At 56.4% G+C, this 26,762-nt stretch carries 27 protein-coding genes; 11 read left to right on the top strand and 16 right to left on the bottom strand.

Annotation, left to right across the window (positions count from 1 at the left end; translation table 11 throughout):
- The first annotated feature begins 445 nt into the window (after nucleotides 1-445).
- Nucleotides 446-3,562 carry a ribonuclease E gene (gene rne / locus LOC22_RS18940; RefSeq protein WP_230239123.1) on the top strand — a complete coding sequence of 1,039 codons (3,117 nt, stop codon included), beginning with the start codon at nucleotides 446-448 and terminating at the stop codon, nucleotides 3,560-3,562.
- A 40-nt stretch (nucleotides 3,563-3,602) separates the two neighbouring features.
- Here rne and LOC22_RS18935 read toward each other — a convergent pair whose 3' ends face one another.
- Entirely contained in the window at nucleotides 3,603-4,556 is a 954-nt protein-coding gene (locus LOC22_RS18935) for a LysR family transcriptional regulator (RefSeq protein ID WP_032671510.1), read from the bottom strand.
- A 94-nt stretch (nucleotides 4,557-4,650) separates the two neighbouring features.
- Here LOC22_RS18935 and LOC22_RS18930 point away from each other — a divergent pair, with 94 nt between their 5' ends.
- Complete coding sequence (locus tag LOC22_RS18930) at nucleotides 4,651-5,862, top strand: MFS transporter (protein ID WP_032653206.1); 1,212 nt, start codon at nucleotides 4,651-4,653, stop codon at nucleotides 5,860-5,862.
- A gap of 75 nt (nucleotides 5,863-5,937) precedes the next feature.
- On the opposite strand, the gene flgL is transcribed toward LOC22_RS18930, so the two are convergent.
- The 11 genes from flgL to flgB form a co-directional block, all read right to left on the bottom strand.
- Entirely contained in the window at nucleotides 5,938-6,891 is a 954-nt protein-coding gene (flgL, locus tag LOC22_RS18925; protein WP_017384730.1) for a flagellar hook-associated protein FlgL, read from the bottom strand.
- A gap of 16 nt (nucleotides 6,892-6,907) precedes the next feature.
- Nucleotides 6,908-8,548, bottom strand: a complete 1,641-nt coding sequence (flgK, locus tag LOC22_RS18920; protein ID WP_017384731.1) for a flagellar hook-associated protein FlgK — start codon at nucleotides 8,546-8,548, stop codon at nucleotides 6,908-6,910.
- Nucleotides 8,549-8,623: 75 nt separating this feature from the next.
- Nucleotides 8,624-9,577 (bottom strand): flagellar assembly peptidoglycan hydrolase FlgJ, encoded by a 954-nt coding sequence (gene flgJ, locus LOC22_RS18915; RefSeq protein ID WP_032104080.1) that lies wholly within the window; start codon nucleotides 9,575-9,577, stop codon nucleotides 8,624-8,626.
- The gene (locus tag LOC22_RS18910; RefSeq protein WP_017384733.1) at nucleotides 9,578-10,675 is read right to left on the bottom strand and encodes a flagellar basal body P-ring protein FlgI; all 1,098 of its coding nucleotides are present in this window, start codon (nucleotides 10,673-10,675) and stop codon (nucleotides 9,578-9,580) included.
- A gap of 12 nt (nucleotides 10,676-10,687) precedes the next feature.
- A complete protein-coding gene (gene flgH / locus LOC22_RS18905) occupies nucleotides 10,688-11,386 on the bottom strand; it encodes a flagellar basal body L-ring protein FlgH (protein ID WP_003857987.1) in 699 nt (232 codons plus the stop codon).
- Between the two features lie 57 nt (nucleotides 11,387-11,443).
- Nucleotides 11,444-12,226 (bottom strand): flagellar basal-body rod protein FlgG, encoded by a 783-nt coding sequence (flgG, locus tag LOC22_RS18900; RefSeq protein WP_000625853.1) that lies wholly within the window; start codon nucleotides 12,224-12,226, stop codon nucleotides 11,444-11,446.
- A gap of 11 nt (nucleotides 12,227-12,237) precedes the next feature.
- Nucleotides 12,238-12,993 carry a flagellar basal body rod protein FlgF gene (locus tag LOC22_RS18895; RefSeq protein ID WP_003857990.1) on the bottom strand — a complete coding sequence of 252 codons (756 nt, stop codon included), beginning with the start codon at nucleotides 12,991-12,993 and terminating at the stop codon, nucleotides 12,238-12,240.
- Between the two features lie 20 nt (nucleotides 12,994-13,013).
- Nucleotides 13,014-14,264 carry a flagellar hook protein FlgE gene (gene flgE / locus LOC22_RS18890; RefSeq protein WP_045615689.1) on the bottom strand — a complete coding sequence of 417 codons (1,251 nt, stop codon included), beginning with the start codon at nucleotides 14,262-14,264 and terminating at the stop codon, nucleotides 13,014-13,016.
- Between the two features lie 26 nt (nucleotides 14,265-14,290).
- Nucleotides 14,291-15,001, bottom strand: coding sequence for a flagellar hook assembly protein FlgD (gene flgD / locus LOC22_RS18885; protein ID WP_003857994.1), 711 nt, complete (start codon nucleotides 14,999-15,001; stop codon nucleotides 14,291-14,293).
- Between the two features lie 11 nt (nucleotides 15,002-15,012).
- Nucleotides 15,013-15,417 (bottom strand): flagellar basal body rod protein FlgC, encoded by a 405-nt coding sequence (flgC, locus tag LOC22_RS18880; protein ID WP_003857997.1) that lies wholly within the window; start codon nucleotides 15,415-15,417, stop codon nucleotides 15,013-15,015.
- Nucleotides 15,418-15,420: 3 nt separating this feature from the next.
- The gene (flgB, locus tag LOC22_RS18875; protein WP_196358741.1) at nucleotides 15,421-15,837 is read right to left on the bottom strand and encodes a flagellar basal body rod protein FlgB; all 417 of its coding nucleotides are present in this window, start codon (nucleotides 15,835-15,837) and stop codon (nucleotides 15,421-15,423) included.
- 157 nt (nucleotides 15,838-15,994) lie between these two features.
- Between flgB and flgA the strand changes: the two genes are divergently transcribed.
- The 3 genes from flgA to flgN all read left to right on the top strand — a co-directional run bounded on the left by flgA (nucleotide 15,995) and on the right by flgN (nucleotide 17,471).
- Nucleotides 15,995-16,654, top strand: coding sequence for a flagellar basal body P-ring formation chaperone FlgA (gene flgA / locus LOC22_RS18870; protein ID WP_023296301.1), 660 nt, complete (start codon nucleotides 15,995-15,997; stop codon nucleotides 16,652-16,654).
- Between the two features lie 93 nt (nucleotides 16,655-16,747).
- Nucleotides 16,748-17,041 (top strand): flagellar biosynthesis anti-sigma factor FlgM, encoded by a 294-nt coding sequence (flgM, locus tag LOC22_RS18865; protein ID WP_003858002.1) that lies wholly within the window; start codon nucleotides 16,748-16,750, stop codon nucleotides 17,039-17,041.
- Between the two features lie 4 nt (nucleotides 17,042-17,045).
- Nucleotides 17,046-17,471 (top strand): flagella biosynthesis chaperone FlgN, encoded by a 426-nt coding sequence (flgN, locus tag LOC22_RS18860; RefSeq protein ID WP_003858003.1) that lies wholly within the window; start codon nucleotides 17,046-17,048, stop codon nucleotides 17,469-17,471.
- Between the two features lie 59 nt (nucleotides 17,472-17,530).
- On the opposite strand, the gene murJ is transcribed toward flgN, so the two are convergent.
- The 4 genes from murJ to rimJ all read right to left on the bottom strand — a co-directional run bounded on the left by murJ (nucleotide 17,531) and on the right by rimJ (nucleotide 21,366).
- Nucleotides 17,531-19,066, bottom strand: coding sequence for a murein biosynthesis integral membrane protein MurJ (murJ, locus tag LOC22_RS18855; protein WP_023303424.1), 1,536 nt, complete (start codon nucleotides 19,064-19,066; stop codon nucleotides 17,531-17,533).
- A gap of 129 nt (nucleotides 19,067-19,195) precedes the next feature.
- Nucleotides 19,196-20,119 (bottom strand): Gfo/Idh/MocA family protein, encoded by a 924-nt coding sequence (locus LOC22_RS18850; protein WP_017384736.1) that lies wholly within the window; start codon nucleotides 20,117-20,119, stop codon nucleotides 19,196-19,198.
- Nucleotides 20,120-20,121: 2 nt separating this feature from the next.
- A complete protein-coding gene (locus tag LOC22_RS18845) occupies nucleotides 20,122-20,772 on the bottom strand; it encodes a YceH family protein (protein ID WP_032670133.1) in 651 nt (216 codons plus the stop codon).
- 9 nt (nucleotides 20,773-20,781) lie between these two features.
- Nucleotides 20,782-21,366, bottom strand: a complete 585-nt coding sequence (gene rimJ / locus LOC22_RS18840; RefSeq protein ID WP_003858007.1) for a ribosomal protein S5-alanine N-acetyltransferase — start codon at nucleotides 21,364-21,366, stop codon at nucleotides 20,782-20,784.
- 236 nt (nucleotides 21,367-21,602) lie between these two features.
- Between rimJ and mdtH the strand changes: the two genes are divergently transcribed.
- The 6 genes from mdtH to solA all read left to right on the top strand — a co-directional run bounded on the left by mdtH (nucleotide 21,603) and on the right by solA (nucleotide 26,728).
- Nucleotides 21,603-22,811, top strand: coding sequence for a multidrug efflux MFS transporter MdtH (gene mdtH, locus LOC22_RS18835; protein WP_003858008.1), 1,209 nt, complete (start codon nucleotides 21,603-21,605; stop codon nucleotides 22,809-22,811).
- Between the two features lie 99 nt (nucleotides 22,812-22,910).
- The gene (locus LOC22_RS18830) at nucleotides 22,911-23,471 is read left to right on the top strand and encodes a lipoprotein (protein WP_017384739.1); all 561 of its coding nucleotides are present in this window, start codon (nucleotides 22,911-22,913) and stop codon (nucleotides 23,469-23,471) included.
- Nucleotides 23,472-23,599: 128 nt separating this feature from the next.
- Entirely contained in the window at nucleotides 23,600-24,646 is a 1,047-nt protein-coding gene (gene pyrC / locus LOC22_RS18825; RefSeq protein ID WP_230239122.1) for a dihydroorotase, read from the top strand.
- Between the two features lie 74 nt (nucleotides 24,647-24,720).
- Complete coding sequence (dinI, locus tag LOC22_RS18820) at nucleotides 24,721-24,966, top strand: DNA damage-inducible protein I (protein ID WP_230239121.1); 246 nt, start codon at nucleotides 24,721-24,723, stop codon at nucleotides 24,964-24,966.
- Between the two features lie 274 nt (nucleotides 24,967-25,240).
- Entirely contained in the window at nucleotides 25,241-25,495 is a 255-nt protein-coding gene (bssS, locus tag LOC22_RS18815; RefSeq protein ID WP_015570838.1) for a biofilm formation regulator BssS, read from the top strand.
- A 114-nt stretch (nucleotides 25,496-25,609) separates the two neighbouring features.
- The gene (gene solA / locus LOC22_RS18810; protein ID WP_064489177.1) at nucleotides 25,610-26,728 is read left to right on the top strand and encodes an N-methyl-L-tryptophan oxidase; all 1,119 of its coding nucleotides are present in this window, start codon (nucleotides 25,610-25,612) and stop codon (nucleotides 26,726-26,728) included.
- Nucleotides 26,729-26,762: the final 34 nt, after the last annotated feature.

The raw sequence follows: 26,762 nt of genomic DNA, 5'->3' as shown, positions 1-26,762 counted from the left end.
TGAAGTGAAGAAACTGTGAGTAACCGGGTGATAATTGGTAAAAGTCATCTTGCTATAACCCGGCGAGCAGTGGAATAATGAATCCGTTTTCCGCGTTAAATCCGGGTTTTGTAAGGATGTCGACGGAATGACCAATTTTGTCTGACCGATCATCCACGCAGCAATGGCGTAAGACGTATTGATCTTTCAGGCAGTTAGCGGGCTGCGGGTTGCAGTACTTCCCGGTATAAGGATTGTTCTCTGGAGAGTTTTCCCAGGCAATTCCCCTGATAATTGCGCTGTGTTTCCGTATGAAACACAGGCAACCGACACTCTGCGCCTCTTAAGCGAGCGACAACCGTGAGGTTGGCGACGTGAATAGACACGAGGCCATCGGTTCATACCCCGGAAAGCGTCACCTTGCCCGCAGCTTTGTCGTCAATGTAAGAATAACGAGTAAGTTACGATGAAAAGAATGTTAATCAACGCAACTCAGCAAGAAGAGTTGCGTGTCGCCCTTGTGGATGGGCAGCGCCTGTACGATCTGGATATCGAAAGTCCTGGACACGAACAGAAAAAAGCGAACATTTACAAAGGCAAAATCACCCGCATTGAACCAAGCCTTGAAGCTGCATTTGTCGATTACGGTGCTGAGCGTCACGGTTTCCTTCCTCTCAAAGAAATCGCCCGCGAATATTTTCCTGCAAACTACAACTCCCATGGCCGTCCGAACATTAAAGATGTTCTGCGTGAAGGTCAGGAAGTTATCGTCCAGATCGATAAAGAAGAGCGTGGCAACAAAGGTGCCGCACTGACCACCTTTATCAGCCTGGCAGGAAGCTATCTGGTATTGATGCCAAACAACCCGCGTGCGGGTGGCATCTCTCGCCGTATCGAAGGCGATGACCGTACCGAGCTAAAAGAAGCGCTGGCAAGTCTCGAGCTGCCAGACGGCATGGGCCTTATCGTGCGCACCGCAGGCGTCGGCAAATCTGCCGAAGCGTTGCAGTGGGACCTGAGCTTCCGCCTGAAGCACTGGGAAGCCATCAAGAAAGCGGCTGAGAGCCGTCCTGCTCCGTTCCTGATCCACCAGGAAAGCAACGTTATTGTGCGTGCCTTCCGTGATTATCTGCGTCAGGACATCGGTGAAATTCTGATTGATAACCCGAAAGTGCTTGAGCTGGCTCGCCAGCACATCGCCGCGCTGGGTCGCCCGGATTTCACCAGCAAGATTAAACTGTACACCGGTGAAATCCCGCTGTTCAGCCACTATCAGATTGAATCCCAGATCGAGTCTGCCTTCCAGCGTGAAGTGCGTCTGCCGTCCGGCGGTTCTATCGTAATTGATACCACCGAAGCGCTGACCGCTATCGATATCAACTCCGCGCGTGCAACCCGCGGCGGCGACATCGAAGAGACCGCCTTCAACACCAACCTTGAAGCCGCTGATGAAATCGCCCGCCAGCTCCGCCTGCGCGACCTGGGTGGTCTGATTGTTATCGACTTCATCGACATGACCCCGGTTCGCCACCAGCGTGCGGTTGAAAACCGTCTGCGTGAAGCGGTACGCCAGGATCGCGCACGTATCCAGATTAGCCATATCTCGCGCTTCGGCCTGCTGGAAATGTCCCGTCAGCGTCTGAGCCCGTCACTCGGCGAGTCCAGCCATCACGTCTGCCCGCGCTGTTCCGGTACGGGTACCGTGCGTGACAATGAATCGCTCTCCCTCTCTATTCTGCGTCTGATTGAAGAAGAAGCGCTGAAAGAGAACACCAAAGAGGTTCACGCCATTGTTCCGGTGCCGATTGCCTCCTACCTGCTGAACGAAAAACGTGCAGCGGTAAGCGCAATCGAAGCGCGTCAGGGCGGCGTTCGCTGCATCATCGTGCCAAACGACGAGATGCAAACCCCGCACTATCACGTGCTGCGCGTGCGTAAAGGCGAAGAGACAAGCACCCTCAGCTACCTGCTGCCGAAGCTGCATGAAGAAGAAATGGCGCTGCCATCGGATGAAGAGCCTGCCGAGCGTAAACTGCCTGAGCAGCCTGCATTAGCAACCTTCATCATGCCGGAAGCCCCGCCGGAAGCGACGCTGGAAAAACCAGCGGCAAAACCTGCCGTGCAAAAGGCGGCCCCTGCCGCGCCAAAAGCGCAGCCTGAGCAGCCGGGTCTCCTGAGCCGCATCTTCGGCGCGTTGAAAAAAATGTTTGCTGGCGAAGAAGTTCAGCCTGAGCAGCCGAAAGAAGCGCCAAAAGAAGCGAAACCAGAGCGTCAGCAGGACCGTCGTAAGCGTCAGAACAATCGTCGCGATCGTAATGACCGCAACGACCGTAGCGATCGTAACGAGCGCCGTGATAATCGCTCCGAGAACAACGAAGGTCGTGAACAACGCGAGGACAACCGTCGCAACCGTCGCGAGAAGCAACAGCAGAACGTTGAAGATCGTGAGATTCGCCAGCAGGCGGGCGATGAGTCCGAGAAGAGCAAACAGCGTGACGAGCAGCAACCTCGCCGCGAGCGTAACCGTCGTCGTAACGACGAGAAACGCCAGGCCCAGCAGGAAGTCAAAAACCTGAACCGCGAAGCGCCTGTTGAACAGCAGGACACGGAGCAGGAAGAGCGTACTCAGGTTATGCCGCGTCGTAAGCAGCGTCAGCTGACCCAGAAAGTACGTGTGGGTGCTGTTCAGACGGAAGAAAACGACGTTATCGCGGTTGAAGCAGCAGAAAGCACAACGGGTACCCAGGTTGCAAAAGTTGACCTGCCAGCCGTAGTGGAAAATCAGGTTGAGCAGGACGAAAGCAGCGAAAACCGTGACAACGCAGGTATGCCGCGTCGCTCCCGTCGTTCTCCGCGTCACCTGCGCGTGAGTGGCCAGCGTCGTCGTCGCTACCGTGACGAGCGTTACCCGACTCAGTCGCCAATGCCGCTGACCGTGGCGTGCGCGTCACCTGAGATGGCATCCGGTAAAGTCTGGATCCGTTATCCGGTTGCTCGCCCGGAGCAGGCTGTTGAAGAACAGGCTGTGACCGAAGAGGTGATTGCACCGCTAGCAGCGGTGGAAGACGTCGTGACTGAAGCGGCAACCGTGGTTGAACCGCAAGTTGTTGACACGGTGGCACCGCAGGCTGTGGAAGTGGAAACGACCCATCCTGAAGTCATTGCTGCGCCGGTTGATGCCGCTCCGCAGATCATTGCCGAAGAAGATACCGTGGTGGCTGAAGAAGTCGCGGAGGAAGCTGAGCCGGTCTCCGCAGCAGAAGAACCCGCAGACGTTACCGTCGAAACGGTGACGGAAGAGGTTGTTCAGGACGTCGAGATTCAGGTTGAGCCTGTTGTCGAAGAGGTCAAAGAGGCTGAAGTGAAATCCGAGCCGGTTGAGGTCGTTGCCGCTCCAGCGCCTGCTCACGTTGCTACCGCGCCGATGACTCGCGCCCCGGCACCTGAGTATGTACCTGAAGCGCCACGCCATAGCGACTGGGTTCGTCCGGCATTCAACTTCGAAGGCAAAGGTGCTGCCGGTGGTCACAGTGCAACGCACATGGCTACTGCGCCAGCTACTCGTCCTCAGCCTGTTGAATAACGCACGCTAAGACTGAAAGCCGACCTTCGGGTCGGCTTTTTTATGGCTGTTGCAGGGGCTTTCTCATTCCGGTGACCTCCGGCATTATCTGCCGCATCAGCTCCAGAAAACGCCGCAAGCGCGCCGGATAATAACGAGACCAGGGGTAAACCAGATGTACCGGTAACGCTGCCGGCTGCCACTCTGGCAGTAGATGCACCAGTCTTCCTTCCTGAATATCATCCTGTACTGTCCAGCTGGATACCACCGCCACGCCCAGCCCGGTGAGTGCCGTATTGCGCGCCACATACAGGCTGTCGGTACTCAGGCGTGGCGTAATGGTAACCCGCGCCGGGGCAGATGATGCATCGTGGAAAAGCTCCACATGGCGTTGATAAAAAGAGCTGATGGCAATCCAGGGAAGCTGCTGCAAATCTTCCGGCGTTTTAACCGCGGGATAACGGGCCAGTAATTCCGGTGAAGCCACCACCGAGCGCGGCACTTCAGCCAGCAGCACGGACACGGTTGCCGGATCGACTTCCACACCCACCCGAATAGCACAGTCAAGGTTGTCGCCGAGGAAATCAACCGAGCGATCGTTGAGCATCCACTCTACAGAAAGCTGGGGATAGCGCTGCAAAAATTCGGTTAACGGTTTCAGAAGCTGATCCTGGCCAAACGCGTGCGGGGCGCGCACCCTCAGCACCCCAACCGGTTCATCTTCCGTCTGCCCTACCTCGTCTTCCAGCGCCAGCCAGCTGTCAATCACCCGTCGGGCATGCTGATAGCAGCGTTCGCCGTCATCGGTCAGCCGGGTCGTATGGGTTGTGCGCAGCATCAGGCGTACTCCCAGCATGGTCTCAAGCGACTGCAACCGTCGGCTCACCGTGGCCTGGGTTGTTGCCAGCTGACGTGCCGCCGCAGAAAGAGACCCCGCCTCCACAATGCGAACAAACGTTCGCATCAGTTCTACCCGATCTATACGCTCAGACCTTTTCATACCATTTTTACCCATACGCCACACGTATAAGCGTTTTACCACCGCGCCCGCTACCGTCGCAAGGCGTACTGATAAAAAATAGCCGCACACGACGAATGAGGAACATCTTATGAACACAACCACCACCCGGGCCGTAAGCCGCTGGGTAATCTTAATGCTGGCGCTCGGTGCGGGCTTTAGCGTGGCATCCATCTATTATGCCCAGCCTCTGCTGCCGCTGATGGGCTCAGACCTGCATCTGAGCATCGAAGGCATGGGCATGGTCCCGACGCTCACCCAGGCGGGTTATGCCCTGGGCATCCTGTTTCTGCTCCCGCTCGGCGATCGTCATGACCGCAGAACGCTGATCCTGATAAAAAGTGCGGCCCTGGCGCTGTTCCTGCTGGGTTGTAGCCTGACCGGACAACTGCACTCCCTGCTGCTCACCAGCCTGCTGATTGGCATGGCCGCCACCATGGCGCAGGATATTGTCCCGGCCGCAGCGATCCTCGCGCCGGAAGGTAAACAGGGAAAAACGGTCGGCACGGTGATGACCGGCCTGCTGCTGGGGATTTTGCTCTCCAGAACCGTCAGCGGTGTGGTCGGTGAAGCCTTTGGCTGGCGGGTGATGTATCAGCTGGCTGCTGCAAGCATTGCCTTTGTCGGCGTGGTGATGTGGGCCGTACTCCCACGTTTTGCTATTCACTCCACGCTGAGCTATCCCGCGCTGATGCGTTCCATGGAGCACCTGTGGCGTCGTTACCCGGCACTGCGTCGCGCGGCGCTGGCTCAGGGTTTTCTGTCGATTGCCTTTAGCGCATTCTGGTCAACGCTGGCGGTCATGCTGCTGGAACGGTATCACCTTGGCAGCGCCGTAGCGGGTGGATTTGGTATTGCCGGAGCCGCTGGTGCGCTGGCTGCACCGCTGGCAGGGGGTCTGGCAGATAAGCTGGGCGCCGGTAAAGTGACCCAGCTGGGTGCCGCGCTGGTGACCCTCTCGTTTGCCCTGATGTTCATGATGCCGGCACTGGGTGTACACGGTCAGTTGATCCTGATTGCCCTCTCCGCGGTCGGTTTCGATCTCGGCTTGCAGTCCAGCCTCGTGGCCCACCAGAACCTGGTCTACAGCCTTGAGCCGCAGGCCCGCGGACGCCTGAACGCCCTGCTGTTTACCGTCATTTTCATCGGAATGGCGCTGGGTTCGGCATTAGGCAGCAATATCTATACGCTGGCAGGCTGGTCTGGCGTGCTGGCTCTGGCAACCCTGTGTGGTGCCATTGCGCTGGCTATCAGAGTGATTGAAAGCGCCCGGGTGCTGTCCGCACAGGCAGAAAGTGTGTAAAAAAAATGCCCAACCCGGACGGGTTGGGCAGTCAAAACATGCCCAGTTTCAAGACATGTCAAACAGGTCAGAGTCTTATTTGTTCATCTGGAACAAAGACATACCCTGCATATCGCTAAAGGCTTTATACGAGGCCTGCAACGCCGCCTGCTGCATGGTGTAGGACGAAATCACCGAGTTCCAGTCCACGTCAACCAGGTTACTCATCTGCTGCGTCTGACCCAGCGCGCGGTCTTCACCCAGAGCGTCCAGCTTGCCCAGCTCATCCAGCTTGATGCCGAGGTCGGCGCGCACGGTCAGCACGTTGTTGAGGGAGTTGCTCAGGCCACGGTTGGCTTTATCAATAGCCGCCGTAAACGCCTCGGCTTTCGTTTCGTCCTCCCCAATCGGCGTATTCAACGCTTCAATTGCGGAGTCGAGGATCTTAAACAAATTCGTTTCCGGCGCACTACCATCTGGCTCTGGCTTGGCATTGCTGGTGAAGCTATCGAAAACTTCAGTGCCCGTATGGCTAATTTGCATCGTGCGCGCGGAGTCAACCTGCTGGCTGATTGGCGTTCCGCCGCCCTTATAATCACCCGTCGCCTGGTCGAAAGCCGCCGCTTCGGTCTTGTAACCGGAAAAAATATAGCGACCGTTACCGTCCGTGCTGTTAGCCAGGTTCATGAGCTGATCGCGAATACCTTGCAGGTTCGTGGCCAGCGAAGCGCGGTCATCGTCACTTAACGTACCGTTGCCCGCATTGACAATCTTTTCCTGAGCAGCCTGGATGGCGGTTGTCACTTGCGATAACACGTTCTCTTCCAGCGAGACTTTCGTCGTAGCGAAGGAGCGTGCCAGCGCATACTGGCTGTTTTGCGTTTGAGCCTGAGAGAGCACAACGGCCTGCGAGGCGGCAATCGGATCGTCAGACGGACGGTTGATACGCTTCCCCGTAGACATCTGCTCGCCGTAGCTGAGCCAGAGACTTTGGGAGTTCGTCACGCCGCGCATGCTTTGCTCATACATCATTTGAGTACTAATACGCATTTTTTATGCCTCAGCCTTAGCGGATATTGATCAATGCATCAAACAGCGTGCTCGCCGTTTGCAGCACCTGCGCATTCGCCAGATAGTACTGCTGATAGCGTTGCAGGTTGCCATACTCTTCATCCAGGTTAACCCCGGAGATTGACTGCTGTTGTTTGGTCAGCTGCGTCACCACGTTAACTTTGGTTTCGCTGCTGGTTTTCAGCGACGCCGTGGTGCTGCCCACCGTACTGACCAGCGCGGCATAAGCATCGTTAAAGGTTTTGTTCCCTCCCACCAATTTGGCGCTCTGTAAATCCAGCAGCTTCTGGCCATTGGTATTGTCGCTTTCGCCGCTTCCTTTCGCGGAGGCCATCGCCAGTTTGGATTCGTCGCTGATCGCTACGTCCATATTCACAATGACGTCATTCACCGGTTTGACGATGAAACTGTCTTTATTATCGGCTGAGCCGCTAATCTTAACGTTGAGACCATCAAACGACAGATTACCGCTGGCGTCAGGCTTGGCCGTGAAGCTGGTATTGTCCGACAGACGCGTGATTGTCCAGTCAGTACCGTTGTACTCAACTTTATAGTTTGTCGCCTGGACCTTTGTACTGTCCGTCATCGTGGCCGTAACGGACGCGCTTCCGGTGTTTTTACCGTTACTCAGCACTGCCGGAGAGCCAAAATCAAACAGCTTGCCGCCTGCATCCCCGTTGGCATCAAAGCCAGCCTGGTGCTGGGTATTCATGGCATCCGCAAACGCCAGCGCCATCTGGTTAAGGGTGTTTCGCGCCTGATCCAGATCCTGAGAACGGAACGTTAACAGCCCCCCAAGCGACCCCGTGGTGATCTGTTTTTCTGAGATCTCCACGTTGCCCGCTGCGGTATCCACATACGCAATTGTTGTACGCGCTGGGTCCGCACTGGATTTCACCGCCGCCAGCTGGCTGGCGTTGCTGCCCTGTACCAGGGTGTAACCGTTGGCGATAGAGATGTTGTAGGTGCCGCTGTCCTGTACGGTGACGTCCACACCGACAATCTTGTTCAGTTCACTCACCAGCTGATCGCGCTGATCGAGCAGTTCATTCGGGGATGCGCCCGCACCGACGCCAGTCAGCCGGGAGATCTGATCATTAAGATTGGCAATCTGTTTCGCGTAGTTATTGATCTGATCGACGCTGGTAGAAATCGCCGTATTGACCTGCGCATCCTGATCGCGGAGATATTGATCGTTGGTTTTAAACTGGTTTACCAGACCATCCGCCTTCCCGAGTACCGTCTGGCGAGCAGCCGGATCTTCTGCGTTACTCACCAGCGTTTGCAGGCTTTTAAAGAAATCCTGGAGGTTGGCAGAAAGCGAGTTCGTGGTATCAGAAAGCACGTCGTCAATTTTTGACATCTGCTGGTAGCGCGTGGTCAGCCCACTGCTCTGGTTCTGCGCCGCGCGCAGCTGGTTGGTGATAAACGCATCATATTCACGCTGAACACCGGAGACATAGACCCCGTTACCCACCCAGCCACCGCCGGTCAGGGTGCTGTTTGAAGCCCCCAGAATGGTGGTCTGGCGGGTATAACCTGCCACGTTGTAGCTTGAAATATTATTACTGACGGTATTGAGTGCCGACTGCGCAGCACTGAGGCCACTCATGGCGCTGTTAATCAAACTGGACATGGGGGTTCCTTTTATACGTTCAGACACGAGTCCTGATGAAGGTTATCGGCAACCTCCACCGGGACTTGAGAACTTTCAGAACAGATTTTCGAGATCTGTGCTATACGCTTTGCTGACCTTCTCAGACATGGATTTCAGCTGCTGGATCATGCTGGTTAGCTTGCGCGCATAGTTTGGATCGGTCGCGTAGCCAGCATTCTGCAATGCCTGAGCGCCCTGCTCTGGCGTGGCGGCCTGGGTCACGGCGGTGTAGCGCGGATTCCGGCTCAGCAGCCCGACATAATCCGACAACGCTTCCAGATACGAGCTGTAGACGCGGAATTTGGCTTTCACCTTCACTGCCGCACCGTTCTCATATTCGGTGGTGGTGATTTCCGTGGTCGGCCCTTTCCAGCTGGAGGTGGCCTTCACGCCAAAGATGTTGAAGCTCGGCTCGCCGTTCTCCCTGCGGATCTGACGTTGCCCCCAGCCCGACTCCAGCGCCGCCTGCGCCAGAATCAGATGGTGCGGCACGCCGCTCTCTTCACTGGCAAGACGCGCCGGGAGGGAGAGCTGCGCCAGGAAGTCTTTGCTGTCGCCGGAGAGCGGCTCGTCACGCGTTTCTGCCGGTTTCGGCATCGCCTTACGCACCATCTGCGTCAGCGCCTGATTTTGATAACTGGTCACCTTTTCCAGATCAAACTTCAGCGGCACCTGCTGCGGGGCCTCTTCAGGCGGGAGCCCCTGAGCGGCTGCGGTCTGCTTCACAATCATATCCGCCAGGCCGAGCCCCTTTCCGGCGGTCATTTGCTGGGCAATCTGCTGATCGTACATGCTGGTGTAAAGCCGCGTGGAATCACTGCTGAACATGCCATCTTTCGGCAGGGTTTCACGCATGCTTTTCAACATCATCTGCACGAACATGCCTTCCACCTGACGGGCAACCGGGCGGATATTCGCCGCCGGATCCTTGCCCGCTTTGGTTTTCAGCTCGTTGAGCGACTGGGCATCCCAGGCGGCACTGGTCAACAGTTTGCTATCGGTCAGCATTTAGATGATTTCCAGTCTGGCGCGCAGGCAGCCTGCACTTTGCATGGATTGCAGAATGGACATCAGATCCATTGGCGTTGCACCCAGCGCATTCAGAGCACGCACCACGCTGTTCAGGTTGGCGCTGGAGCGCACACTCTGCAACGAACCGCCGCTCTGTCGCAAATCAATCTGCGTTTGCGGGGTCACTACCGTCTGACCGCCACCAAACGGGGTATCCGGCTGGCTGACGTTGGCCGAGCGGTTAACCGTGACGGAGAGATTGCCCTGCGCCACGGCGCAGCTGTCCAGCGTCACTTCGCGGTTCATCACCACCGAGCCGGTACGGGAGTTGATAATGACTTTCGCATCCTGCACCGGCACGTTCACTTCCATATTCTGGATATCGGCCAGCAACCGCACCTGGTTGCTGCTGCCGGTTGACGTGCGGATCTGCACGGTACGGGCATCCAGCGCGGTGGCGCTGCCGTAGCCCCGGCTGCGGTTGATGGTGTCAGCGATCTGCTGCGCCATCGTAAAGTCTTCGTTATTCAGTTGCAGGTTAATGGTGTTGCCGGTGCCGAACTGGGTCGGCAGCTCACGTTCGATGATCGCGCCGTTGGTAATACGTCCCCCGTTCAGCTGGTTCACCTGCACGCTGCTGCCGCCCGCCGACGCGCCTGCTCCGCCAACCAGAATGTTGCCCTGCGCCAGAGCATACACCTGGCTGTCGACCCCTTTCAGCGGCGTCATCAGCAACGTACCGCCACGCAGGCTTTTGGCGTTACCCATCGACGAGACAACCACGTCGATGGTCTGCCCCTGACGCGCAAAGGCCGGATAAGACGCGGTCACCATCACGGCCGCCACGTTTTTCAGCTGCATGTTGGTCCCGGCCGGTACGGTAATACCGAGCTGCGAGAGCATATTGTTCAGGCTCTGGGTGGTGAACGGCGTCTGGGTCGTCTGGTCACCCGTCCCATCCAGCCCCACCACCAGGCCGTAGCCAATCAGCGAGTTTTCGCGCACGCCCTGCACGCTGGTGAGATCGCGTATGCGATCGGCCTGCGCAACGGTAGCGACCAGCGACAGCGCCACGGCGAAGAGAAATTTATACATAGGTCACCTCGCTTACATCGGCGATAAGTTAAGGAAGAAGCGTTGCAGCCAGCCCATATTTTGCGCTTCGTTGATATAGCCGTTGCCGACGTACTCAATGCGCGCATCCGCCACCTGGGTGGACGGTACGGTATTGGTGCCGCTGATGGTGCGAGGGTTAACCACACCGGAGAAGCGAATGAATTCCGTACCCTGGTTAATGGCGATCTGTTTTTCGCCCACCACGTGCAGGTTGCCGTTCACCAGAACCTGGTCAACCGTAACCGTCAGCGTTCCGCTGAAGGTATTGCTGGCGTTCGCGCCACCTTTACCGTTAAAGGTGTTGCCGCCGGAGGCTTCCACATCCGCACGGGCGTTGCCGAACAGCCCTTGCAGATAGCGCGGTACGGTGTCGAAGCCAAAATTGGTTTTGCCGTCGCGGCTGGCGTTCGCCGACGAGCTCTTACTCGCACTGACGTTTTCCTGCAACACAATGGTCAGCGTATCGCCAACGTTACGCGGACGACGGTCTTCAAACAGCGGCTGATAACCGTAGTTAATCGGCTGCGCGGTCTGGAAAATTGAGCCGTTCACCACCGGCGCGGGGCCGGGAACGGGTTGGGCGGTAGTCGCACCCTGTACCAATGGTTTAGACGGGATCCAGGCACACCCGCTGAGGGTGACGGCCAGAACAGTCAGGATCGGATAACGAAACGCCGCGTTTTTTTGCATTGCCTTCATCTTCGAAAACAGGGAGCCGGTGCGACGTTTACCGCACCGGGCTACACCTTAGAGTTGCGTCAGTTTTTGCAGCATCTGGTCGGTCGTCGACACTGCTTTACTGTTAATTTCATAGGCGCGCTGGACCTGGATCATATTCACCAGCTCTTCCGCCACGTTAACGTTCGAGGTTTCCACATACCCCTGATACAGCAGCCCCGCCCCGTTCAGGCCCGGGGTACTTTCATTTGGCGTGCCGGAAGACTGCGTTTCGGTGTAGAGGTTCTCACCGATGCTTTCCAGTCCGGTATCGTTCATGAAGGTGGTCAGGTTGAGCTGTCCAACCTGGACCGGCGCGGCCTGACCTTGCTGAGTGACGCTGACGATACCGTCACGACCAATGGTGATACTCAGCGCGTTCGCCGGGATGGTGATCGCAGGCTGAACCTGGAAACCGCCCGCCGTCACCAGCTGGCCGTTCTGATCCACCTGGAACGAACCGTCGCGGGTATAGGCGGAGGTCCCGTCAGGCAACTGCACCTGGAAGAAACCCTGACCTTTAATGGCAACGTCTTTACTGTTGTTGGTCTGGGACAGGTTGCCCTGGCTGTGCAGACGCTCGGTGGCGACCGGGCGCACGCCGGTACCAATTTGCAGACCGGACGGCAGCGTGGTTTGCTCAGAAGACTGCGCCCCTGGCTGACGAATCGTTTGATAAAGCAAATCTTCGAAAACCGCACGCTGGCGCTTGAAACCATTGGTGCTGACGTTTGCCAGGTTGTTGGCAATCACATCCATATTGGTTTGCTGTGCGTCCAGACCGGTTTTCGCGATCCATAAAGAACTGATCATAGGGAGTCCTGTTAACTCATAGCCAGAAGTTGGTTAGCCTTGCCTGCGTTTTCATCGACGCTGCTGATGATTTTCATCTGCATTTCGAAGCGGCGGGCGCTGGCGATCATGTCGGTCATGGCTTCCACCGGTTTGACGTTACTGCCTTCCAGCACGCCGGACATCACGCGGATGGTCGGGTCGGCCTGTAACGTGGCGCCACGCGTGGCCTGCGCCGCCTGGGTCAGACGGAACATCCCGTCATCGCCACGCTGCACTTCGTTGCCTTCCGCTTTCACCAGCTTCAGACGACCGACAGGCGCAACGGTGTTCGCCGGGTCGCCCGGGTTTAACGCCGAGATCGTCCCGTCTGCCGCAATGGTCAGCTCTGACCCTTCCGGCACCGTCAACGGACCGGCTTCGCCCATAACCGGATGCCCCTGAATCGTCAGCTGCCCGGTGGCGCTCACCTGGATATTACCGTTGCGGGTATACCCTTCCCCGCCGTCAGCCGTTTGCACCGCCAGCCAGCCGTCCTGCTGAAGGGCAACGTCCAGCGGACGCGCGGTGTAATCCATCTGACCTGGCGTCATGTCGGCGCCCGGCGTGGAGGCGGTGACCAGCGTACGCGTGGGCAATGACAGCCCTTCTACCGGCACCGCACGCAGCGCGTTGAGCTGCGCACGAAAACCTGGCGTGGAAGCGTTCGCAAGGTTGCTGGCGGTAACAGCTTGCTGATTGAGCGTCTGGCTTGCTGCGCCCATCGCTGTATATATTGCGTGATCCATTGCGCTTTCCCGTCAGCTGCTTAACGCAGGTTAACCAGCGTGTTGAGGATCTGATCCTGGGTTTTGATGGTCTGCGCGTTGGACTGGTAGTTACGTTGCGCGACGATCATGTTCACCAGCTCTTTACTCAGATCGACGTTGGAGGCTTCCAGCGCGCCGTTAGTCAGCGTGCCGAAGTTACCGGAACCCGCGGTTCCCAGCAGGGCAACCCCGGAAGACTGCGTGGCAGACCAGACGTTATCCCCTTCGGATTTCAGGCCTTCGTTGTTGGCGAAGTTTGCCAGCACGATCTGGCCCAGCACCTGGGTCTGTTCGTTCGAATAGTTACCGACAACGGTACCGTCATCGTTGATCTGGTAGCTCACCAGATCGCCCGGCTTATAGCCGTTCTGGCTCGTCGCCACGATGTTGTTCGCACCGGTGTTTTGCTGCATGGAGCTCTGGAAACTCAGAGAGAACACGGCAGGATCCGCACCGCTAATGGTGCCTGTAGTGATATTGATAGCTGGGGTGGCATTTGGCGTAGCGCTTATTACGCCAGCAGCATTGTAGTTGTAAACTCCCGCCAGGTTACCGTTGCTGTCGAAGTTCATCTGTGCTGCTTTTCTTGCAGAAGCACCCGCTACGCTTCCATCCTGGGTATACACATCCCATTTGTTGTCAGCTGTTTTGACATAAAACAGGTTCATGTTGTGCGCATTACCCTGGCTGTCAAACACCGTCACGGTGCCTTTCTTGTTGTAAGAGTCAGGGTTGGACGGATCGAAGGCGACGGTTGGCGCGGTATCGGTGGAGTTCAGGTTGATCTGCTGAGAGGCCGTGGTGGTGGACTTCGCCGCCATCAGCGTCGTTGGGATGGAGATCGCCTGCGGATTCGCACCGGTTTGCACCGTAGGCGGCGTGCCGGCCACCGGATAACCGGTTAACTGAAGCCCCTGCATGTTCACCAGGTTACGGTTTTCATCCAGCTTGAACTGGCCGTTGCGGCTGTAGAACACGGAACCGTTGGCATCCACCATACGGAAGAAACCGTTCTGGCTGATGGCGACGTCCAGACCGCGACCGGTGTTGGTGGTCGTCCCGTCGGTGAAGTCCTGGGTGATACCCGCAACCTTCACGCCCAGACCCACTTTAGAGCCTGCAAACATATCTGCAAAAGACGCAGAACCGGATTTAAAACCATAGGTCGCGGAGTTGGCGATGTTGTTGCCAATGACGTCCAGGTTGGTGGCCGCAGCATTCAGGCCGCTGACCGCTTGAGAAAAGGCCATGACTTACTCCTGATAAGTATGAAGGCTTAGATAATCTGCCGAACTTCGTCGAGTGTGGTGGTACCGGAGGTACCCAAATCCAGTTTGTTGCCATCGCTACCCTTGATGACGCCCTGAACCAGGGCAAACTGTAGCGGCTGAGCCACCAGCTGAGTGGTGCCGTTGCTGGCGCTAATCGCAACCTGATACGAGCCGTTAGGCGCTTTAGTGCCGTCGGTCAGGCTGCCATCCCAGGTAAAGGTATGAACGCCCGCTTTAAGCTCGCCAATCTCAATCGTGCGCACCACGTTGCCGCTGGCGTCTTTGATTGTGGCGGTGACTTTGTCGGCCGGCTGCTGCAACTCAACGCCAAACGGCGTCGTGGTGGTGGTGGACGTGCCATCGGTAGTGCTGGTGCCCGCCAGAATCGTGGTCCCCGGGATCATCACCCCGTGACCGATCAGGTTGGCGGCCTGCAAGGACTGGCTGTTATCGATTTGACCGGAGACCGAGCCGAGCGTGGTGTTCAGTTTCTCAATGCCGCTGACGGTACTGATCTGCGCAAGCTGCGTGGTCAGTTCGTTGTTCTGCATCGGATTGGTCGGGTCCTGATTTTTCAGCTGCGCCACCAGCAGGGTCAGAAAGCTGCTCTGTAAATCGGAGGCATTGCTCCCGGTGAGAGAGCTGGAACCGGTCGCACTGCTGGTGCTGTTGACGCCGGTATTTGTCGGGTCATTCACGTTTACGGCGATGGACATGCGTGTCTCCTTTACTGGCCGAGAGTGAGTGTTTTGAGCATCATGCTCTTCACGGTATTAAGCACTTCGACGTTTGCCTGGTAGCTACGCGACGCGGACATGGAGTTCACCATCTCCCCGACCACATCCACGTTCGGCATTTTCACGTAGCCGCTGGCATCCGCGAGCGGGTTGCCAGGCTCGTAAACCAGCTTGTCGGGTGCCTGGCTCTCAACCACGTCCGCCACTTTTACGCCGCCCGTTGCCGCACCCGGTGCAGCATCAACCTGGAAGACAACCTGTTTAGCGCGATACGGTTGCCCGTCAGGGCCGGTCACGCTGTCGGCGTTGGCCAGGTTACTGGCGGCCACGTTCAGTCGTTTGGACTGCGCCGTTAATGCCGAACCGGCGATATCAAAAATATTCAGCAAGGCCATTTACTAATTGCCCCCCTGTAGGACGGTCATCATGCCTTTAATTTGCCCGCCGAGTAGCGTCAGACCTGTCTGGTATTGCAGGCTGTTATCGGCAAACTGTGTGCGCTCCCGGTCCATGTCGACGGTGTTACCATCAAGTGAGGGCTGATCGGGAATACGGTAAAGCAGGTCGGTCGTTGGCGCGGTCATCGCCTGAGCGGGAATATGACGTGAGGATGTCAGGGCCAGTGAGACACCCGTTCCTTCGGCACGTCCACGCTCCATCACTTGTTTGAGTTCACTGGAAAAATCAATATCGCGCGCCTGATACCCGGGGGTATCCGCGTTGGCGATATTGGCGGCTAAAATCTCCTGCCGCTGGGCGCGTAAATTGAGCGCTTCCTGCTGAAAACGTAACGCGGCGTCGAGTTTATCGAGCATGTCTCCTCCGCTGATGAGAAAATTTCAGTTCACAGCTTAAATCTCACCCCGTCTCCCCTATCGACGGAATAAGCGCAAAATGCGTCGCTATTTGTTGCGTTGATGGAAAACCACTGCGGGTAGAATTTGCTAAATTCTGGACATGGTGGAACGTGCGATGCGGACTTTTAAACGTGGCCTGGCGGCGACCCTACTGCTTTTAAGCCCTCTGGTGCAGGCTGAGGGGTTAGAGGACCAGCTCAATGCATTCTTTGCGCAGAAGCTGGCCGGTTTCAGCGATGACGTACGCGTGACCGTGCGCACCCCGCCTAACCTTTACCCTTCCTGCGAAGCCCCGTCATTTAGCGTGACCGGCAGCACCCGCTTATGGGGCAACGTGAACGTGCTGGCGCGTTGCGCCAATGAAAAACGCTACTTACAGGTTGCGGTTCAGGCGACGGGCAATTATGTTGTCGCCGCCGTTCCCATTCCCCGGGGCAGCCTGCTGCAACCTGACAGCGTAACGCTGAAGCGAGGCCGTCTGGATCAGCTTCCACCGCGGACGATGCTGGATATCAACCAGGCTCAGGAGGCGGTCAGCCTGCGCGATGTCGCTCCTGGACAGGCGATACAGCTATCCATGCTGCGCCAGGCGTGGCGGGTGAAAGCGGGACAACAGGTGATGGTGGTCGCCAATGGCGAAGGCTTTAGTATCAACAGTGAAGGAAAAGCGCTGAATAATGCCGCAGTGGCACAAAATGCCCGGGTCAGAATGTCCTCAGGCCAGGTGGTCAGCGGCACGGTCGGTCCTGATGGGAATATTCTGATTAACCTGTAATCTTTTTAAAGATTTCGCGGCGACTGCCGATAAATATTCAACAAATGATGATGTCAGGCGCAAACGCCGCGAACCCTCGATGAGGACAACACTATGAGCATTGATCGTACATCAGCCCTGAAGCCGGTTAGCACTGTACAACCTCGCGAAACGAATGAGGCTGCCCCGCAAAAAACGCGTCTGGAAAAAACGTCGACGGCTAACAGCACCAGCGTCACGCTGAGCGATGCGCAGTCGAAGCTGATGCAGCCAGGCAGCAGCGATATCAATATGGAACGTGTTGAAGCGCTGAAAACGGCTATCCGTAACGGCGAACTGAAAATGGATACCAGCAAAATCGCTGATGCGCTGATTCAGGACGCACAGAGTTTCCTCCAGAGTAACTAACCGTATGAGTCGACTGTCAGAAATACTGGATCAGATGACGGTGGTCCTGAACGACCTGAAAACGGTGATGGATGCAGAACAGCACCACCTCTCTTCTGGTCAAATCAACGGCAGCGCGTTGCAACGCATAACTGAAGATAAAAGCTCGCTGCTGGCGACCCTGGATTATCTGGAAAAACAGCGACGCGCTGAGCAAGACGCGAAACGCAGCGCCAATGATGAGATCAACGAACGCTGGCAGACCATTACAGAAAAAACCCAGCATCTTCGCGATCTCAACCAGCATAACGGCTGGCTGCTGGAAGGACAGATTATCCGTAATCAGCAGGCGCTTGAAGTGTTAAAGCCCTATAAAGAGCCGGGGCTGTACGGTGCGGATGGTCAGACGGCCACGGCACGTATCACGGGTGGGAAAAAGATTTCGATTTGACGCAGTAGCGGCACGTCATGAAGCGGGGAGCACCTTCTGGTGAACTCCCCTTTTGGCGTTTATACCGTGCGGCGGGTGAACTCTTTCACTTTGAAGCCAAGCACCGCCAGCGTGGCAAAGTACGCCACCACACCGACCACCACCACGGCCATCAGACGCATCAGGCGGTAAGGCATGGTGCCCTGCGCCCACTCAGGCATGACATACAACATGCCAACCAACGCGGCCGCCATCACCACTACCGCAATCGCCAGACGCAGCAGGAAGCTTGCCCAGCCCGGCTGCGGTGTGAAGATATCCTGCTTGCGCAGCTGCCAGTACAGCAGGCCGGCGTTCAGACAGGCCGCCAGACCAATCGACAATGACAGCCCCGCGTGTTTCAGCGGTCCAATAAACGCCAGGTTCATCAGCTGCGTCATGATCAGCGTCACAATGGCAATCTTAACCGGCGTTTTGATGTCCTGACGTGAATAGAAACCGGGCGCAAGCACCTTCACGACAATCAGCCCCATCAGCCCCACCGAGTAGGCTACGAGCGCACGCTGGGTCATGGCGGCATCAAAGGCGGTGAATTTTCCATACTGGAACAATGAAACCGTCAGCGGTTTTGCCAGGATCCCCAGCGCCACCGCGCTTGGCAGCGCCAACAGAAAACAGAGACGCAGGCCCCAGTCCATCAGGCGGCAGTATTCATCGTGGTTGCCGCTGGCGAAACTTTTCGACAGCGACGGTAGCAGAATAGTCCCCAGCGCCACGCCCAGCACCCCGGATGGAAACTCCATCAGACGATCGGCGTAGTACATCCAGGACACCGAGCCCGACACCAGGAAAGAGGCGAAGATGGTATTGATGATCAGCGAGATCTGGCTGACGGACACGCCGAGTATCGCCGGTCCCATCTGTTTGATAACGCGCATTGCGCCCGCATCTTTGAAATTAATGCGCGGCAGAACCAGCATGCCGATTTTTTTCAGGTGCGGAAGCTGATAAGCAAGCTGTAACACGCCGCCGACGGTCACGGCCCAGGCCAGCGCCAGCACCGGTGGGTTAAAATGCGGCGCGGCGAACAGCGCAAAGCCAATCATGCTGACGTTGAGGAACGTGGGGGCAAAGGCCGGAACGGAGAAGCGGTTCCAGGTATTCAGGATGGCACCCACCAGCGACGCCAGCGAAATCAGCAGAATATAGGGGAAGGTTATACGCAGCAGTTGGGTGGTCAGGGTAAATTTATCCGCTGTGTCAGCAAAACCCGGCGCCGTCACCATGATCACCCAGGGCGCTGCCAGCATCCCCAGGACGGTCACGATCGCCAGCGCCAGCGTCAGTAATCCGGAAACGTAGGCCACAAAGACGCGAGTGGCATCTTCGCCCTGTTTGCTTTTATATTCTGCGAGGATCGGAACGAATGCCTGTGAGAAGGCCCCTTCGGCAAAAATACGGCGCAGCAGGTTTGGCAGCTTAAAGGCGACGAAAAAGGCGTCAGTCGCCATCCCGGCGCCAAAAACCCTTGCCACAATGGCATCGCGCGCAAAGCCAAGCACGCGGGAAAACATGGTCATCGAGCTGACGGCCGCCAGCGATTTTAATAAGTTCATTAACGTGAAGTTCCACAACCCTACGGATTTCCAGGACGGGCAAGCGTTAGCGCCACCCGGCAAAGCCAACAAGCGGCGCTTAGTCTAACCGGATTTCAACGAATTACTATCGGCAGATGTTACAACGCGTTATTCCGACATGGCTTCGCGCCAGAGTCGTTCCACAATGCGCTGCGCCAGAATAGCCTGCTCCCCGGACGTTTCAGGAACCGTCTGATTCTGCACGCAGGTGATGAAGTGACGCGCGCAGCCCACAAAACCACGCTGCTCCAGGGTGCTTTGCCAGCCGGGAACCGGTAACGCGACCACGCCATTGCCCTTCTCTTCCCGCCACTCTCGCATATCGGTGACGTCATACAGCGCGCCATCCGTAACGGCCTGCACGGACTCGCGCTGGCTGCCCGCCCGACGATGCATGCTGGTCGTCACCTGCAAATGCTCAACGGCAAAATGATGTTCGGCGTAAACCATCTCTCCCTGCTCGTTGGTCAGCAGCGTGCCGCTTTGCAGCTGGGCTTTTCCGTTACTCAGCCACAGGGCCGTATCCACGACGTGGAGATAATCATCCAGCAGCGTGAAGCGCAGGTCGTTAGGCCCCACGCTGTCGGTACGGTGCTTATCCATACGCAGAGAGGCGAACGAGCCGGACTGCGCTTTAAGCTGCTGATAGAGCGGTGCAAAACGGCGGTTGAAGCCGACCATCAGCGTCAGCTTTTTACGCGCGGCCAGCTCAATCAGTCGCTCAGCATCCTGTACATTTTCCGCCAGGGGTTTATCCACGCAGACGTGAACGCCTGCGTTAAGCAACTCGCTCACCACCTGGTAGTGCGTCGCGGTTGAGGTATGCACAAATACCGCATCACATTCACGGGCTAAATCCTGTAGCGAACCGGCATAAGGGATGCGCCAGGTTTTGCAGATGCGCTCTGCTTTCTCGCGGGTGGGCGACCACGCCCCTTGCAGCGTCCAGTCGGACGCGGCGCCTAAAACGGGCAGCCAGGCTTTTTGCGCGATCCCTCCCAGCCCCACAACACCAATGCGTAATGTTGTCACGATTAATCTCCCAGATGTGCGAGTAACGCATCCAGACGCTGCTTCAGCCCGGCAACCTCGTCTTCCAGGGCCGCCACGCGCGCGTTCAGGCTGTCGTTTGATGCTGGCGTGTCGGATTCTACGGCCAGCGCAGAGGGCTCAACGTCGCCGCTAAAAAGGTGCATGTAGCGGCTTTCACGCTTGCCCGGCTCGCGGGGCAGACGCACCACGTAAGGACCGTCCTCGCGTGAGGCCAGCCCCTCCAGCGTCTGTTCAACGTCCTGCATATCCTGAAACTCATGCATGCGGGAGGCGCGTGTGCGCAGTTCACCCGGCGTCTGCGCCCCGCGCAGCAGCAGCGTGGTGATCACTGCCACTTCCGCGGCGCTGAGTTTTAAATCGCCAAATTCGGAATTACAAAAGCGCTGTTCATATTTAGTGACGCGATTACCGAAGCCGCTGACGGTGCGCAGGTAGTGGCGCTTCACCAGCTCGTCAAGGGTATCCTGCACCTCGTGCTCGCCAAGGTTCATCACCGGCTCACGGTTCGTCTTCTGGTTGCAGGCCATCGTGACGGCATTCACGGACAGAGGATACTGTTCCGGCGTGGTGACCTGCTTTTCCAGAAGGCAGCCGACCACGCGCGCTTCGGCGCCATTTAACTGATATTTCATTTTTTCTCCTTAACGACCCGCGGTCCACTCCTGCGTGGTGAGCGCGGTGAGCACATGGTCCCGCCACTCGCCGTCAATCAGCAGATAATCTTTGGCATAGCCCTCTTTCTCAAACCCCAGGCGGGCCAGCAGATCGCCGCTGCGCTTATTGTGCGGCATGTAGTTGGCCATAATGCGATGGATATGTTGCGTGCGCTGCATGTAGCGAATCGCCGCCGTCAGCGCCTCAAACATGAGCCCCTGCCCCTGCCATTTCTGACCGATGGAATACCCGAGGTAACAGGCGTGAAACGACCCGCGTACCACGTTTGAAAAATTGGCAATGCCAACGATCTCTTTCTCTTCCGGATCGAGAAGCGCGAAATAAAACGCACTTCCCTGTTTATGAAATTCCGCAATCATACTGAGGCGCGCCTGCCAGCCAGAGGGGTAGCAGTGGCTCTCGTCCCGAACGGGTTCCCAGGGTTTTAAAAACTGGCGATTCTCGGCGTAATAATCCGCCAGACGCCAGGCATCACGCTCATGCACCAGACGAACGACCAGCCTGTCCGTCGTCAGACGCACTTTTGGCACATTACTGCGATAGCCAAACATCGTTACCACTCCTTCCCGTCGCTTCTGCTCTGCCTGTTAGCTTTACTATACCTGCGCCTGTGCCTTCTGTGAAAACAGTGACATACCATTTTGATCGCTTTTCACATTTTTCGATGAGAACTCTCTATCAAAGCACCTTTTTGATAAAAAAATATTGTCGCCAGCGGGTATGGGAAAAAGCCCGGCGACACCGCAGAATGTTAGCGTGCTTACCTTTTATTTTCCCTGGAGGGAAAATGTCCCGCGTATCACAGGCCAGGAGCCTGGGTAAATATTTCCTGCTCGTCGATAACATGCTGGTCGTGCTCGGCTTTTTTGTCGTTTTTCCGCTTATATCGATTCGTTTTGTCGATCAAATGGGCTGGGCGGCATTGATGGTCGGGATCGCGCTGGGTCTACGCCAGTTTGTACAACAGGGTCTGGGCGTGTTTGGCGGCGCAATAGCCGACCGCTTCGGCGCGAAACCGATGATCGTCACCGGCATGCTGTTACGTGCGGCGGGATTCGCCACCATGGCAATCGCTCATGAACCCTGGCTGCTGTGGTTCTCCTGTTTCCTTTCCGGGATTGGCGGCACCCTTTTCGACCCACCGCGTACCGCGCTGGTGGTTAAGCTTATCCGTCCGCAACATCGGGGGCGCTTCTTCTCGATTTTGATGATGCAGGACAGCGCTGGCGCGGTGGTTGGCGCCCTGCTGGGAAGCTGGCTGCTGCAATACGATTTCCGCCTGGTTTGCGCCACCGGCGCGGTGTTGTTTATTCTCTGCGCGCTGTTTAACGGTCTGTTTCTGCCCGCGTGGAAGCTGTCGACGGTGAAGGCGCCTGTGCGGGAAGGGCTTGACCGCGTGCTGAGCGATAAACGCTTCGTCACCTATGTGTTAACCCTGACCGGCTACTACATGCTCGCCGTGCAGGTCATGCTGATGCTGCCCATTATGGTTAACGATATTGCCGGCACGCCGGCAGCGGTGAAATGGATGTATGCCATTGAGGCCTGCCTCTCTCTGACGCTGCTCTATCCGATTGCCCGCTGGAGCGAGCGCCGTTTCCGGCTTGAGCACCGTCTGATGGCCGGGCTGTTGCTGATGACGCTGAGCATGATGCCCATCGGCCTGGTGAGTTCGCTTCAGCAACTGTTTATGCTCATCTGCACCTTCTATATTGGCTCAATCATTGCCGAGCCAGCCCGTGAAACGCTGAGCGCGTCACTTGCCGACGCCCGGGCCCGCGGCAGCTACATGGGCTTCAGCCGTCTCGGGCTGGCTCTTGGTGGCGCACTGGGTTACACCGGTGGCGGCTGGCTGTTTGATGCCGGAAAAGCGCTCCATCAGCCGGAGCTGCCGTGGGTCATGCTCGGCATGGTCGGCTTTATGACGCTGATTGCCCTCTGGTGGCAGTTCAGTGATAAACGCAGCACCCGCGGGATGCTGGAGCCTGGCGCCTGACCCTCTTTCACTATCAGTTTTTTCTGCTGGTTTCTGTTGGATCACCCTGACATACTGGCGTATCAGGACAGATGCGCCGATTTTATGTTGAGGAACGCCATGAAAAAGATCGTTATTGCCGCTGCGTTAATTGTCAGTGGTCTGCTGGTGGGATGTAACCAGCTTACGCAGTACACCGTCAGTGAGCAGGAAATTAATCAGGCGCTGGAAAAACATAATAACTTTTCAAAAGATATCGGCGTGCCCGGCCTTGCGGATGCGCATATCGTCCTGACGAATCTCGCCAGCCAGATTGGGCGCGAGGAGCCTAACAAAGTCACCCTTTCCGGCGATGCCAGCCTCGATATGACCTCGCTCTTCGGCAATCAGAAAGCGGATATCAAGCTGAAGCTTAAGGCGCTGCCGGTCTTTAATAAAGAGAAAGGGGCCATTTTCCTGCAAGAGATGGAAATCGTCGATGCAGTTGTGACGCCGGAAAAAATGAAACCGGTGCTGCAAACGCTGATGCCGTATCTCAACCAGTCGTTGCAGAACTACTTTAACCAACAGCCTGCCTATGTTCTGAGCGAAGACAAGAGCAAAGGCGAATCTCTGGCGAAAAAATATGCCAAAGGGATAGAGGTGAAACCGGGTGAAATCATCATCCCTTTCACCGACTAAACACTCCGGGCGCTCAGGCGCCCGTTTTTTTTAACGGAATAGTGTGCAAACGAAAACGTTTCCGCTTATGATTTGTGTCCGGCAAAAACAGCCCTCTTATGACTGATCTCTTTCAAGCCGGAGCTTCCATGACTGTACAATCCCAGGTTCTCAAAATCCGCCGCCCAGACGACTGGCATATCCATCTTCGTGATGGCGACATGCTGAAAACCGTCGTGCCGTATACCAGCGAAATTTATGGCCGTGCGATTGTTATGCCTAACCTGGTTCCGCCAGTCACTACCATCGAGGCCGCGATTGCCTATCGCCAGCGTATCCTTGACGCCGTTCCGGCCGGACACGATTTTACCCCATTGATGACCTGCTACCTGACGGACTCGCTGGATCCGAATGAAGTTGAGCGCGGGTTTAACGAAGGTGTATTCACCGCCGCGAAGCTCTACCCGGCGAATGCCACCACTAACTCCAGCCATGGGGTGACCAGTATTGATGCCATCATGCCTGTTCTGGAGCGTATGCAAAAACTGGGCATGCCGCTGCTGGTGCACGGGGAAGTGACCCACGCTGACATTGATATTTTCGATCGCGAAGCACGTTTTATCGAAACGGTCATGGAGCCGCTGCGCCAGCGTCTTCCGGGGCTGAAAGTGGTGTTTGAACACATTACGACTAAAGATGCCGCAGAGTATGTCCGGGATGGAAACGAGCTGATTGCCGCCACCATCACCCCGCAGCACCTGATGTTTAACCGTAACCACATGCTGGTGGGCGGCGTTCGCCCACATCTGTATTGTCTGCCGATCCTCAAGCGCAACATCCACCAGCAGGCGCTACGTGAGCTGGTCGCCAGCGGCTTCCCGCGCGCGTTCCTCGGCACGGATTCCGCCCCGCATGCCCGTCACCGTAAAGAGGCGAGCTGCGGCTGTGCAGGCTGTTTTAACGCCCCGACCGCCCTGGCAAGTTACGCAACCGTGTTTGAAGAGATGAATGCGTTAGACCATTTCGAAGCCTTCTGCTCCCTTAACGGCCCGCGTTTCTACGGTCTGCCGGTTAATGACACGTTCATTGAGCTGGAGCGCAAAGAAAGCCAGGTTGAAGCGTCGATTGCGCTCACCGACGATACGCTGATCCCCTTCCTGGCCGGTGAAACCGTAAACTGGACGGTAAAACGCTAAAAAAATCGCGCCCCCTGTTGTCAAACCGACAATATAACTGTATAAATAAACAGTACATTACACAGGGGGCATTTATGCGTATCGAAGTCACCATAGCCAAATCCACCGTCCTGCCTGCTGGCGCACTCGACGCTCTGGCGGGTGAACTATCCCGACGTATTAACAGCACTTTTCCTGAAAACGATGGTGCCGTAACGGTACGTTATGCGACAGCAAACCATCTTTCCGTCATCGGCGGCGCGAAAGAAGACAAAGAACGCATCAGAGAAATTTTGCAGGAAACATGGGAAAGCGCCGACGACTGGTTCATCACTGATTAAAATTTGCTCCCTCATTGTGTTTTTTTGCCGGGTCGCCCCGGCTTTTTTTCGTTTCGTCTCCTGAAAGTTCAAAATATTTCAGCATCTTCTTAGAAAATCGTGAACAAGATGGCGTTTTATTGTTCGAACAATCCTAAAAAGCATAAAAATGTGTTGCTACCCGTTTATTTTTTCCTTCTGAACCCTTATTAATTGATATACTGAAATTGCTTTCAGAAAAACATGCATTGAACCTCAAAGTCGTTGTCTTCTAACACGCATTAAGGGGGTTATAATGGAAAAGAATAGTGAAGTCATCCAGACCCATCCGCTTGTTGGCTGGGATATCAGCACCGTAGACAGCTACGATGCGCTGATGCTGCGTTTGCACTACCAGACCCCAAATCAGCAAAACCGTGATGAAGCGGAAGTTGGACAGACGCTGTGGCTTACAACAGACGTCGCCCGTCAGTTTATCTCTATTTTAGAAGCAGGCATCGCAAAAATAGAATCTGGCGACTATCAGGAAAATGAGTATAAACGGCATTGACCTTATGCCCCTTTTCACTCAACAGGCACCCTCGCGGTGCCTTATTTATTTCGCTCTTGTATAAGCCCACTTAGTTAATTACTCTGCTAACAAAGCGTTAGTAAAGAGAAGCCTATGAAATACGATTTAATCATTATCGGAAGCGGCTCCGTAGGATCTGCCGCCGGTTATTACGCCACGCAGGCGGGTCTGAAAGTGCTGATGATTGACGCCCACCTTCCCCCCCACTCTGAAGGAAGCCATCACGGCGATACCCGTCTGATCCGTCACGCTTACGGTGAAGGTGAACGTTATGTACCGCTGGTGCTTCGGGCTCAGACGCTGTGGGATGAGCTGACCGCCCTCACCGAAGATCGCATTTTTGAGCGCACCGGGGTCGTTAACCTGGGGCCAGCCAGCTCCACGTTTCTGGCGACCGTCGAGGAGAGCGCGAAAGCCTACCGCCTGGACGTCGAGCGTCTGGATGCAAACGGCATCATGGCGCGCTGGCCGGAAATTTCTGTCCCTGACGACTACATTGGGTTGTTTGAAGCCAACTCTGGCGTGCTGCACAGCGAAACGGCCATTAAGACCTGGATTGATCTCGCCGCCAAAGCGGGCTGCGCGCAGTTGTTCAACTGTCCGGTCACGGGCATCACCCACCATGCAGAGGGTTCAACCGTCACCACCTCTGAAGGTGAATATACCGCCACGCGTCTGCTGGTGAGTGCGGGAACGTGGGTGACGAAACTGCTGCCGGACCTGCCCATCCAGCCAGTGCGCAAAGTCTTCTCCTGGTTCCAGTCTGACGGGCGTTACAGCAGTCAGAACAAATTCCCGGCGTTTACAGGCGAGTTACCCAATGGCGACCAGTTCTACGGTTTTCCCTCGGAAAAAGACGCGCTCAAGATTGGCAAACATAACGGCGGGCAGGTAATTTCCTCTGCGGAAGAACGCAAGCCGTACGGCGCTTATCCGCAGGATGGTTCCGAAGCCTTCACGTTCCTGCGTAATATCCTGCCGGGCGTAGGCGGGTTGCTTTACGGCGCAGCGTGCACCTACGACAACACCCCGGATGAAGACTTTATCATCGACACCCTGCCGGGACACGACAACACCCTGCTCATAACCGGGCTCAGCGGCCACGGGTTTAAATTTGCCTCTGTGTTAGGTGAAATCGCCGCCCAGTTTGCTCAGGGGATCGCGCCTTCGTTTGATCTCAAGCCCTTCGCGCTTTCGCGCTTTGATCGATAATACCTCTACAGGCTCCGAATAACCGGGGCCTGTT

Source organism: Enterobacter sp. AN-K1, from assembly GCF_020971765.1.
GTDB lineage: Bacteria > Pseudomonadota > Gammaproteobacteria > Enterobacterales > Enterobacteriaceae > Enterobacter > Enterobacter hormaechei_C.
The sequence above is the reverse complement of the archived record's forward strand: the minus strand, read 5'-3'. Positions and strand labels throughout refer to the sequence as shown.